Below are 12,282 nucleotides of genomic sequence, written 5' to 3'. Positions count from 1 at the left end.
AGGGCGCCATGACCAACATCCATAACGACAAGATCCTGATCCTCGATTTCGGCGCGCAGTACACGCAGCTGATCGCCCGCCGCATCCGCGAGCTGGGCGTCTACTGCGAAATCTGGGCCTGGGACCACAACCCGGCCGAGATCGCGGCGTTTGGCGCCAAGGGCATCATCCTGTCCGGTGGCCCGGAATCGACCACGCTGCCGGGCGCCCCGGCCGCGCCGCAGGAAGTGTTCGACAGCGGCCTGCCGATCTTCGGCATCTGCTACGGCATGCAGACCCTGGCCGCCCAGCTGGGCGGTGCCACCGAAGCCGCTGACCAGCGCGAGTTCGGCCACGCCGAAGTGAACGTGATCAACCCCGATGCACTGTTCAAGGGCCTGAGCGACCACGGCGGCGAGCCCAAGCTGAATGTCTGGATGAGCCACGGCGACCACGTCTCCGTTGCGCCGCCGGGCTTCACCATCACCGCCACCACCGACCGCATTCCGGTGGCCGCCATGGCCAACGAAGAAAAGCGCTGGTACGGCGTGCAGTTCCACCCGGAAGTGACCCACACCCTGCAGGGCCAGGCGCTGCTGCGCCGCTTCGTGGTGGACGTGTGCGGCTGCCAGACGCTGTGGACCGCCGCCAACATCATCGACGACCAGATTGCCCGCGTGCGCGAACAGGTGGGCGATGACGAAGTGATCCTGGGCCTGTCCGGCGGCGTCGATTCGTCCGTGGTGGCCGCGCTGCTGCACAAGGCCATCGGCGAAAAGCTGACCTGCGTGTTCGTGGATACCGGCCTGCTGCGTTGGCAGGAAGGCGACCAGGTGATGGCGATGTTTGCCGAGCACATGGGCGTGAAGGTGGTACGGGTGAATGCCGCCGACCGTTACTTCGCCGCGCTGGAAGGCGTGAGCGACCCGGAAGCCAAGCGCAAGATCATCGGCAACCTGTTCGTTGAGATCTTCGACGAAGAATCGAACAAGCTGAAGAACGCCAAGTGGCTGGCGCAGGGCACCATCTACCCGGACGTGATCGAGTCGGCCGGCAGCAAGACCGGCAAGGCGCATGTGATCAAGAGCCACCACAACGTGGGCGGCCTGCCGGAGCACATGAAGCTGGGCCTGGTGGAGCCGCTGCGCGAGCTGTTCAAGGACGAGGTGCGCCGCCTGGGCGTCGAGCTGGGCCTGCCGCGCACCATGGTCTACCGCCATCCGTTCCCGGGCCCGGGCCTGGGCGTGCGTATCCTGGGTGAAGTGAAGCGCGAATACGCCGAGCTGCTGGCCAAGGCCGATGCCATCTTCATTGATGAGCTGCGCAAGGCCGATCTGTACGACAAGACCAGCCAGGCGTTTGCCGTGTTCCTGCCGGTGAAGTCGGTGGGCGTGGTGGGTGACGCGCGGGCTTATGAGTGGGTGATTGCGCTGCGGGCGGTGGAGACGATTGACTTCATGACGGCGCATTGGGCGCATCTGCCGTATGAGTTCCTGGGGACGGTGAGCAACCGGATCATCAATGAGTTGCGGGGGGTGTCGCGGGTTGTCTATGACATCTCGGGGAAGCCGCCGGCGACTATTGAGTGGGAGTGAGTTGGAAGAATGAGGGCGCCGAGAGGCGCCCTTGTTGCATGTCGGCTCTCATCGGTAGATCGCGACCCAGACTTGTCGGATCTCTCCCAAGGTTCGATCCGCTTCGCGGCGCGAACGAAGAGATCTAGTGGCCGACATTCGCTTTCGATCGAGGATGAATGTCGGGTGGAGGGGGGCTTTGCATCGCTCTTGCCGTGCTCTTCGGTTAATCCAATTTTGCGTCAATCCGTTGGTCCTACTGCAGCAGGCAAATTCGCAGAGCACGTGAATTGTCATTGGCTAAGTGCCAAGACGTGAGTGGGGCTAAGTAGTCAGAACGGGGAGCCCATCATTCTTAGCGGCGCAGATCGAGGTTAGCTGCGGCCCTGTAAGCCGGCCGGAGGCCTTGCAGCCTAAAGCGAGTTGCTTGGTGACTTGTACTCGATTCACCGCGCGGCGATGATCTAACCCTGACCGGGTGGCTACTTGCGCCCAATGCTAGGGACGGCTGTCGCCAATCCTTGCGCTCACTCGTTAGGGGACGGACGACCATGCGCCGATCCCCATGCCTTTAGGGGACACCATGGCCGATACCACCATCCACCACATCCTCGACGAACTGGCTTTGGCTGCGACAGATCATCGCGACAAGGGCAGCAAGTTCGAGCGCCTAATTAAGGCCTACTTCCTCGTAGATCCGCTGTATGTTTCGCGGTTCTCGGATGTCTGGCTGTGGAGCGAATGGCCCGGCCGCAACGCCAAGGCCGACACTGGTATTGACCTTGTCGCTCAAGAACGCGACACGGGTGCCCTTGTTGCCATCCAATGCAAGTTCTTCGCGCCCAGCTACACTCTTCAGAAGGGAGATATCGACAGCTTCTTTACCGCTTCGGGCAAGTCGCCGTTCGCTTCTCGCTTGATTGTGTCCACAACCGATAAGTGGAGCAAGCATGCTGAGGATGCCTTGGAAGCACAGCAGATTCCTTGTGCCCGGTTGCGTGTGGCCGACCTAGAAGACAGCGCAGTTGATTGGTCGAAGTTCTCTTTGGCTAAGCCTGACCATGTGGTTTTGCGCTCCAAAAAGAAGCCCTTCAAGCACCAGCAGGCCGCCCTCAAAGCCGTTCACGAAGGCTTTCAGAAGCACTCGAGAGGCAAGCTGATCATGGCCTGTGGCACGGGCAAGACTTTTACGAGCTTGAGAATCGTGGAGCAGGAGACATCCAGCAACAGCTTGGTGCTCTTCCTCGTGCCATCTATCTCTTTGCTGTCCCAGACGCTGAAGGAATGGGCGGCTCAGGCCACAGACGAGATCCGTGCGTTCGCCGTATGTTCGGATACCAAGGTTGGTAAACACTCCGAGGACATCGCTGTCCACGACCTGGCATTCCCGGCCACGACCGACGCTAAACGTTTGGGCCAGGCTATAGGTGCGCGGCGCAAGGGCGACGCACGCCGCACAGTGATATTTTCGACCTATCAATCGATTGATGTCATCTCCCAAGCCCAAAAGAACCATGGGTTGGGAGCATTCGATATAATCGTTTGCGACGAGGCGCACCGCACCACCGGTGTGACGCTCTCAGGCAACGATGAGAGCGCATTTGTGCGTGTCCACAAGCCTGACTTTCTGGCCGCTTACCGCCGGCTTTACATGACGGCGACGCCTAAGATCTATGCGGACGAGAGCAAGACTAAGGCCGACGAAGCTGGCGCTGAAATCGCCTCAATGGATGACGAGACCAAATTTGGCCCTGAGTTCCATCGCCTAGGCTTCGGCGAAGCGGTCTCCCAGGGCCTGCTGGCCGATTATAAAGTCATGGTCCTAGCCGTTGACGAGAAGTCGGTCACTAAGACCTTCCAGTCCCAGTTGGCTGACAAGAACAAGGAGCTGAACCTTGACGACGTGGTGAAGATCGTCGGTTGCTGGAATGGCCTGTCAAAGCGATTGGCGACCAGCGACGGGGACGATGCCGCGACGCTTGATCCGCACCCCATGCGACGAGCTGTTGCGTTTGCCCGCGATATTAAGTCCTCAAAACACTTGGCCCAGCTGTTTCCTGAGGTCGTAGATCGATACATCGATGGGTCAGGCGAGGACCTTTTGCGCTGTGAGGTTCAGCATGTCGACGGCACCTTCAACGTATTGCTGCGAAATCAGAAGCTGGATTGGTTGAAGGAGGACAGTGAAGGCAACACCTGCCGGATATTGTCTAACGCCCGATGCTTGTCCGAAGGCGTAGACGTGCCAGCCCTAGACGCTGTACTTTTCTTGAATCCGCGTGACTCGGTGGTAGACGTAGTCCAGTCGGTGGGCCGTGTCATGCGCCGTGCGGAGGGTAAGAGCTACGGCTACATTATCCTGCCTATTGGAGTGCCCGCCGACCTCACGCCAGAAGAGGCGCTGAAAGACAACAAGAAGTACAAAGTAGTCTGGCAGGTGCTGCAAGCTCTACGTGCACACGATGATCGTTTCAATGCGTTGATCAATAAGATCGAGCTGAATAACGATCCTGGCGCTGGCAAGATTAGCATTATTGGTGTGGGAGGTAATGATGCCGGTACCAATGGCAAGGAGGACTCTGACGGGCAGAGTGGCCAGCAAATGGGATTCGCGTTCCCGCACCTGGAAGAATGGCGTGAGGCAATCTTTGCCAAGATCGTTAAGAAGGTGGGTACCAGAAAATACCTGGAGCAATGGGCCGAGAAGGTCGCAGATATAGCCCAGCGCCATATCGACCGCATCACGCTGCTGCTGTCAGATCCCGACAGCAAGGCTAGCAAAGCCTTCGCACAGTTCCTTAAAGGACTGCACAAGAACATCAATCCATCCATATCCAAGGATGATGCGATTGAGATGCTGGCCCAGCACCTCATCACCAGGCCCGTTTTTGAGGCGCTGTTCGAGAACTACCAGTTCTCGAAGAACAATCCTGTTTCCTTATCCATGGACAAGGTGCTGAAAGTGCTGGACGGCCAGGCTTTGGATAAGGAGACCGAGAGTCTGGATAAGTTCTATGCCGACGTGCGCATGCGCGTTGATGGTGTGGATAATGCCGAGGGTAAGCAGAAGGTCATTACAGAGCTTTATGAGAAGTTCTTTAAGGTTGCTTTCAAAAAGATGACGGATCGGCTGGGGATCGTGTACACCCCTGTGCAGATTGTGGACTTCATTATCCGCTCGGCTGATGAAATCATGCGCAAAGAGTTCGACCAGGGGCTAGCGGATGAAGGCGTGCATATCTTGGATCCCTTCACCGGTACCGGTACCTTCTTAGTTCGTCTTCTGCAGTCGGGGCTGATCCCACCCGAGGCGGCCAAGCGCAAGTATGCCAATGAACTGCACGCTAACGAGATCGTCCTGTTGGCATACTACATCGCTGCCATCAACATCGAAGAGGCTTACCACGGCCTGACGGGAGGCGATTACACGCCGTTCGATGGCATTGTTTTGACCGATACCTTCCAGCTTGGCGAACGGGAAGGACAGTTTGAAGAGGTCTTTCCAGAGAACGACAAACGGGCGAAGAAGCAGCAAAAGACTGACATTCGCCTGATTATCGGCAATCCACCTTACTCAGTGGGCCAGACTAGTCAGAATGATCAGAATCAGAACGTAGCCTATCCGTTCTTGGATAAGAGGATTGCTGAGACCTACGCTGAACAAGCCGACGCCTCATTGCTGCGTAACCTTTACGACAGTTACATTCGAGCAATTCGCTGGGCAAGTGATCGCGTCAAAGATCGAGGTGTGATTGCCTTTATCACTAATGGCCGGTTCATCGATGCGGGATTTGCTAGTGGACTTCGTAAATGCGTCGCGCAAGAGTTCAGTAGCGCCTATATTTTCAATCTGCGCGGATTTGTGAAGGGGCGTGTGGGCGACGACGCTAAGCGAGAGGGAGGGAATGTCTTTGACATACTCACGGGTGTGGCCATCACGTTGTTGGTCAAGAATCCTGATGCCGATAAGCAGGGGCAGATCTTCTACCACGACATCGGCGACTACATGTCAAAGTCTGAGAAGTTAGCGGCAATCACCGACGCGGGTAGTCTCTCGGGCGTGGACTGGCTTGCTATCACGCCCAATGAAGAGGCAGATTGGATCAACGTCCGCGATCCCGCATTTGCCTCATTCTTGCCGCTTGGGAACAAGGACGATCGTAGTGATTTGGTGGTCTTTCATACTTATTCTTTGGGCGTAAGCACGAATCGCGACGCTTGGGTCTACAATTATTCAAGGCAGAAGTTGGAAGCAAACGTACGACGCATGGTTGATTTCTACAGTCAGCAGCGGGAGCTGTATGCCAGGGTTGTCAGCAAGGCATCGGCTGAACTTCCAAGTGTGGACTCTGTAATTGACAATGATCCGAGGAAGATCAGTTGGACCCGGTCTTTGAAGGAGGACATACGGAAGCAGAAAGTACATTCCTTTGAGAACGGCCAGGTCGTTGTCGGAACTTATCGCCCGTTCTGTAAGCAGTACTTGTATTTCAGTCGAGCATTCAACGAGCAGGTCCTTTTGCAGCCGAAGCTGTTCCCCAAGAAAGGCCTTCACAACCTGGTAATTTCCACAACTGGCGTGGGTGCACGGCGCGGCTTTTCTGCGTTGATCACCGATGCAGTGCCTAATCTTCACCTCCAAGACACTGGACAGACTTTCCCGCTGTATTACTACGAGGAAGCGCCCAAGGGCGATCTTCTCTCGGGGGCTGGTGAGGACGGGCTGGTCCGCCGCGATGCCATCACCGATGAAGCTTTGTTGGTCTTCCGGCGGGCATATCAAGACAAGGAGATCAGCAAGGAGGACCTGTTTTATTACGTGTACGGAATCCTCCACTCACCCGAGTACCGGCAGCGCTTCGAGGCCGACTTAAAGAAGATGATTCCGCGCATCCCCCTTGCAGGCGACTTCTGGGTCTTCTCCAGTGCAGGCCGTCAGTTGGCCGATTGGCATCTGAACTACGAAACGGTTGAGCCATATCCGCTGGCCCAGGCCGGTGAGCTCCCTCTGGGCGGAGTTGACCAGAGCAAGGTCATCAGAATGGCTTGGGTGAAGAATCGAGTGGATGGCAAGTTGGTGGAGGACAAGTCCGCATTGAAGTTTAATGCCAAGACCATTTTGACTGGAATTCCTCCCGAGGCGCACGATTACGTCGTCAACGGCAAGCCGGCTATAGAATGGCTGATTGAACGCTACCAGGTATCTACTGACAGATCTTCCAGCATCGTAAACGATCCCAACGACTGGGCTATTGAGAGCGGGGAGCCTGCTTACATTGTGAATCTGGTCAAGCGTATTGTCCGAGTGTCGGTTGAGACCATGAAGATCGTCAGAGATCTTCCGCCGTTGAACGAACGGAAGATCTGATGGCTTGATCGTATGACGTCCTAAAGGAACGGGAAATGTCTATCCGGCTTTGTCTGTTTGATTTGGACAACACTTTGTTGCGTACTGACGATTTGGAAGTTTTCCGAGGGCGAGAGAACGTCAATAGAACTAGTCGTGACTACACTCGCGCGCTGCTGCGCGAGTATCGTAGCCGTGATGACAGGTTGCTCTACACACCGGAGCAGTTGGAGCATCTGCAAGAGGAATTTCCCCGCATGTGCTGGGGCGTTTTCACCCGCGCGCCCCGCCACTATGCAAGTACCCTGCTGGATGAGGCATATCCACAGATGGAGTGGGACATCCTCGTGGCATACGAGGATGTTAGGAACACCAAGCCCAACCCTGAAGGTATTGAGCTTGCGGCCCGCAGGCTAGGCGTTCGTAGGCGAGATCAAGTCGTATTGGTAGGCGACGAGAAGGTCGATGTGGTATGTGCTTACCGCGCAGGCTGTTGGGTTTTCATCGACCAAGCAACGTGGCAACCACGCGAGAACGTGCATTGGTGGGCGCTAGAGCGGGTGCCAGATGCACTTTTTGAAGGTGCCAGCGAGTTGGAGGACCTACTAGCTTCGCCCTATTTGGGAGTGCCAGAACTGGAGTACCTTATTAATGGCGAGCGGCTGCTAGGGAGACAGCGCCGCATTGATAGGGTCAATCATTTCTTCCCCCGTAGCGCAGGTGGCGGGTATGTTCCGATCCATGTTATGGGACGCTTGTTTGGGGAGCATGAGGAGATTCGTTATCGGCGCGAAACGCATGTCCTGACTGACCAGATCATCGCCCATAAGGATGCTGACGAGTTCCCTGACGAGTGGATCGAGGCTATCCAGCGGTTCGTTCGTAGCGATAAGCACCGTAATCTGGACACAGTTGTCACGGTGGTTCCGTTTAAGCCTGGTCGGCCCCCGAGACTGGAGGGACTGCTGGATCAGGTCGCGTCAGCCTATCAGGCTCGCTATTTGAGTGCCGACGATGCAGCTCCGAATGTGTCCTTCTGCGCAGACGTACTGGCCTTCCGAGTCGGTGCGGTGTCCAGTCATGGCAACCACCTGAATGCGCATGAGCGATTTGCGAACGTGGGCGACAATCTCCACATCCGTCGTCCCCGAAAGATACAAGGGAAGCACGTTATCGTGATTGACGATGTTGTCACGACCGGGGCTACACTCTTGTGGTCTCATCGTTATCTCAGGGAAGCAGGTGCTCGCAGCGTCAGCTGCTTGTCCTTGGCCCAAGCCGTAGGTGCAAATTGAACGAGATATCTTCAGTCACTGGGAAGCTCCTAGCCATCTCCTTTCTATCGGGAATTGGACCGGCGGCGCTCCGCCAGATATCTCAAGTATGTGAAATTGAAGGAAAGAGCGTTGAACAACTTGCTCTAGAGGTTCCAAAGCTTAAGTCGGCCCTGTCGGCCGATGGATGGAGCAGAGCTTTGATCAAGGCCGAGGAGCAGCTTGAACTTGCTGACTACAACGGATGTTCCATCCTCTCGCCCATGGACAAGGGATATCCCAAGCTGTTGGCCGCGACAAAGGACGACCCGTTTCTACTATGGGTACGAGGATCACTAGCTCCGAACCCTGAGAAATCGGTTGCAATCATAGGTACACGGCAACCGACGGAGCACGGGAGGCTGATTGCCCAGCGCATAACTCGCTACTTCGTGGAGCAAGGGTGGAGCATAGTTAGTGGTCTTGCGCTCGGATGTGACGGAGTTGCCCACCAAGAGGCGGTGGATGCTGGTGGGCACACTACCGCTGTGCTGGCCCACGGTCTTCATACCATTGCGCCGTCTAAACATCGCAAGCTTGCTGAGGATATCCTCGACGCTGGCGGGGCCCTGGTCAGCCAGTACCCAATCGGTAGAGCAGCTATTGCTCAGCAGTTCGTTCAGCGCGACAAGACTCAAGCAGGGATGGCCCAGGGGGTGATCATGATTCAGTCTGACCTCCAAGGTGGGAGTCTTCACGCGTCACGGGCGTCTCTCGATTATGGGCGCTGGTTGGCCGTTCCGTACCCGACAGATCAAGATCTGGGGAGGAATGAACCCAAGATTCAGGCCAACTTGCGGTTGGCAGATGGTAGTGGTGCGGAAAAAATGGATCTATTGCGTCTTAAGGGCGACGCCGATTTAGCCCGCATCATAGTGTTGCGCAGTAAGGACGACTACTCACGTTGTCTTGTTTCAAAAGCTGAACCGGTGGTTAACATCGCTGCCATGCAAGGAAGCATGTTCTAGGAAATTCTCATTAATTTTGTGCTCCTCTTTTAGAGAGTGATTGAATCCGACGCCAGGCGTATGTTAAACGAAGCATTCCGATTTCAGTCCAATTGCGATGAGCTGTCCAAGCAATTGCCATTTTGTCGTGCCTGATTTTCATCGAAAATTCCCACGTAAAAGGCTGGAAGCTAGAAAATTGTGATGATGTCCTCATCGGTCCAGTTGGTCACTCACGCGGCCTGTAGTTTTTCATTAAATGTCGTCACTCGTGCGGCGCGCCAGCAGCGTGACCTCGACCAAACCCTTTTACTCGCGAATTAGCAAAGGCGCCGCTAGGCGCCCACTTGATGTAGTGAGGGACCTCGAGGATCACTCGGGGCTTACGGACACCGCACGATGCATTTGCGCAGATACTTCGCCGATTACGAATCAAAGTGGCGTATTCGCCCATACAGGAGGCGGATAACACGACTGCGTTCGTTGCAACAGTTCTCACTCCACTTCAACACGGTGCCAGACCTTCATGCAGCTCGAAACTTGTTTCAAACTCGACGCTGTTAACAAGCATCGCAGCCTCAACCAACACTACCCGCACCTACCGCAGTATTCCCAATCAGCAACTCAATCATCGCCCGCGACGCCGTCGACTGTCGTCGATGCGGCGCATAGATCACCGAGAACGGCCTCGACCGCCCCCGCAACTGCGGTAGCACCTCCACCAACTCCCCACGCTGCAACCGCTCGTGCACGATGAACTCATAGCTCTGGCAGATCCCAATCCCCTGTTCGGCCAGCGACACCACACCCAACACATCGTCAGACGTCTCAATCGACGAACGCGGCACCCAGTCCACATCCCGCCCGCCATCCCGAAACACCCACGGCGCCAGCCGCCCAGTCCGCGGCATCACAAACGGCAGGCACAGGTGCTGTTCCAAGTCTTCCAGCGTCTGCGGCGTACCCCGGCGCTCCAGGTACTCCGGCGAAGCCACCAGCAGCAGCGCTGCATCCTCCAGCTTCCGCCCCACCAGCCCACTATCCGGTAGCTGCCCCAGCCGGATAGCTAGGTCGAAGCCCTCCGCCACCAGGTCCACATTGCGGTTGGTGATGTTCAGTTCCACCTGCACCTGCGGGTACTGCTGCGCAAAGCGCGCCAGCACGGGCGGCAGCCGGTAGTGGCCATAGGTGGTGGGCACGCTCAGGCGCACGCGGCCGGCCAGCGCGCCGTCCTGGCCCTGTACGTCGCGCTCGGCGTCGTCCAGCAGGCCGAAGGCGGTGCGCACCTGCTCCAGATAGAGCCGCCCGGCGTCGGTCAGGCCCACCCGGCGGGTGGTCCGCTGCAGCAGCTGCCGGCCCAGCCGCGCTTCCAGGCGGGTGACGGCGCGGCTCAGCACCGAAGGCGTGGTGGACAGCGCCACCGCGCCGGCAGTGAACGAGCCGTGCTCGACCACCGCCAGGAACACCTCCACATTGCCCAGGTAGTCGAACTTGCGGCTCATTTGGCTCTCCGGGGAACAGATCTTTTGCGAGAAGGTCAATTTATCGCCGCTGCGGCGCTGAATAAAGTGGCCACCATTCCCAGAGGAGCTACCCATGAACCTGATGACCCGGCTGGCCGCAGCGCTCGCCCTGACCCTGGCCGCCACCGGCGCCCATGCCGCCAACGTGCTGGTGGTGCTGTCCGACGAAAACCACCTGGACCTGAAGGACGGCAAGGTGCTGTCCACCGGCTTCTATCTCAACGAACTGATGCAGCCAGTCAAGCTGCTGCTGGACGCGGGCCACGAGGTGACCTTCGCTACGCCGCAGGGGCGGGCGCCGACGGTGGATGCATCCTCGGTGACGCCGGCGTACTTCGGCAACGATGCCGCGCAGCTGTCGCTGCACAAGGACCTGCTGGAGAAGCTGGCGCTGACCTCGCCGACGGCCTCGCCGGTGGTCAGCCTGGCGCGCGTCGAGCAGCAGGGTTACGCGCGTTTCGATGCGGTCTACATTCCCGGGGGCCACGCGCCGATGCAGGACCTGCTGAAGAGCCCGGCGCTGGGTCGGTTGCTGGCTGACTTCCACCAGCGCAACAAGACCACCGCGCTGGTCTGCCACGGGCCGATCGCGCTGCTGTCCACGCTGCCGGATGCCGGTGGCTTCGTGGCGAAGCTGGAAGCCGGTGTGACGCCGGCCACGCCAAAGTGGATCTACAGCGGCTACCAGATGACGGTGATCAGCAACGAGGAGGAAGAGCAGGCCAAGCCGATGCTGGGCGGCGGTGAGATGAAGTTCTACCCGCAGACGGCGTTGCAGCGGGCGGGTGCGAAGTTCAGCAGCAACGCCACGCCGTGGACCGGGCATGTGGTGGTGGATCGGGAGCTGATTACCGGGCAGAACCCGGCTTCGGCGTTGGAAGTGGGGCAGCGGTTGGTGGAGCGGTTGAAGTAGGGCGGCTTCTTACCGTGGATCTTTCGCAGGGCCCTTTCTACTGTTGATGATCTCTACGAGCTGCGGATGCTTTTGCTCGAAATCCCTCTTCTCCTCTTCTGCTTGTCTTGCATTTTCATAGTCCCCAATGGACCGGATACCTCCATCGCCATGCCTTTGGGCGCAGGCCTCGTCCGCACTACAAAGAGTCTTGTATTGCCGCTCGAGGCTTTCAATGTCTTCGTCGGAGTACAGGCGGCGCAGGTCGTAGAAAGCGGGGTCTCTAACGGGCATGTGTCCATCATCCTTGCGGTCGTGAGGGTCTAGGGAAGTCTGGCCGGTCCAGTCTCAGCCCATGTTTGCATCAAAGTAGGCGCGCAACTCGCTGAGATTGGCCATGCCTATGTTGCTGGATCGGGCAAACGACATCAGTCGCTCTTTCTCCGTGGCGCGTTCAATTGCCTGCGGGTCTCCCGATGCCTTGGCGTCCGCGAGCTCGGTGCGCGCTTCGATAATGAATGATTCCAGTCGGCCCACCAGTGCATGATTGCGTCGTCAAATGGCATCAATGGAGCCTCCAGAGAGCGTTCAGCTGATCGATTCAGAACTTGCTGCAATCGCTCAATATGCTCCGGGTAGTCTTTGAGCAGTTCACGAAGCTTTGTAGGGATTGGGGGAGGGGGCATGGGCATTACTGGCATCCATTA

Annotated in this window: 7 protein-coding genes; 5 read left to right on the top strand and 2 right to left on the bottom strand. The window is 57.5% G+C overall.

From position 1 onward, the window contains the following. Window positions 1-8: 8 nt before the first annotated feature. The 4 genes from guaA to ACM2ZB_RS05795 all read left to right on the top strand — a co-directional run bounded on the left by guaA (window position 9) and on the right by ACM2ZB_RS05795 (window position 9,181). Entirely contained in the window at window positions 9-1,574 is a 1,566-nt protein-coding gene (gene guaA / locus ACM2ZB_RS05810) for a glutamine-hydrolyzing GMP synthase (protein ID WP_005413109.1), read from the top strand. A gap of 562 nt (window positions 1,575-2,136) precedes the next feature. After that, window positions 2,137-6,921 carry a DEAD/DEAH box helicase gene (locus ACM2ZB_RS05805; protein ID WP_416057821.1) on the top strand — a complete coding sequence of 1,595 codons (4,785 nt, stop codon included), beginning with the start codon at window positions 2,137-2,139 and terminating at the stop codon, window positions 6,919-6,921. Between the two features lie 35 nt (window positions 6,922-6,956). Beyond that, window positions 6,957-8,195, top strand: coding sequence for an HAD-IA family hydrolase (locus ACM2ZB_RS05800; protein ID WP_416057820.1), 1,239 nt, complete (start codon window positions 6,957-6,959; stop codon window positions 8,193-8,195). Between the two features lie 179 nt (window positions 8,196-8,374). Further along, window positions 8,375-9,181 (top strand): DNA-processing protein DprA, encoded by an 807-nt coding sequence (locus ACM2ZB_RS05795; RefSeq protein WP_416057819.1) that lies wholly within the window; start codon window positions 8,375-8,377, stop codon window positions 9,179-9,181. 557 nt (window positions 9,182-9,738) lie between these two features. Here ACM2ZB_RS05795 and ACM2ZB_RS05790 read toward each other — a convergent pair. Further along, the gene (locus ACM2ZB_RS05790) at window positions 9,739-10,662 is read right to left on the bottom strand and encodes a LysR family transcriptional regulator (RefSeq protein WP_416057818.1); all 924 of its coding nucleotides are present in this window, start codon (window positions 10,660-10,662) and stop codon (window positions 9,739-9,741) included. Between the two features lie 94 nt (window positions 10,663-10,756). Between ACM2ZB_RS05790 and ACM2ZB_RS05785 the strand changes: the two genes are divergently transcribed. Then, the gene (locus tag ACM2ZB_RS05785) at window positions 10,757-11,596 is read left to right on the top strand and encodes a type 1 glutamine amidotransferase domain-containing protein (protein WP_416057817.1); all 840 of its coding nucleotides are present in this window, start codon (window positions 10,757-10,759) and stop codon (window positions 11,594-11,596) included. 327 nt (window positions 11,597-11,923) lie between these two features. Here the strand turns inward: ACM2ZB_RS05785 and ACM2ZB_RS05780 are convergent, their stop codons facing one another. Beyond that, entirely contained in the window at window positions 11,924-12,112 is a 189-nt protein-coding gene (locus ACM2ZB_RS05780; RefSeq protein WP_416057816.1) for a hypothetical protein, read from the bottom strand. Window positions 12,113-12,282: the final 170 nt, after the last annotated feature.

The sequence above is a fragment of the Stenotrophomonas maltophilia genome (genome assembly GCF_047782825.1).
Taxonomy (GTDB): domain Bacteria; phylum Pseudomonadota; class Gammaproteobacteria; order Xanthomonadales; family Xanthomonadaceae; genus Stenotrophomonas.
The sequence above is the reverse complement of the archived record's forward strand: the minus strand, read 5'-3'. Positions and strand labels throughout refer to the sequence as shown.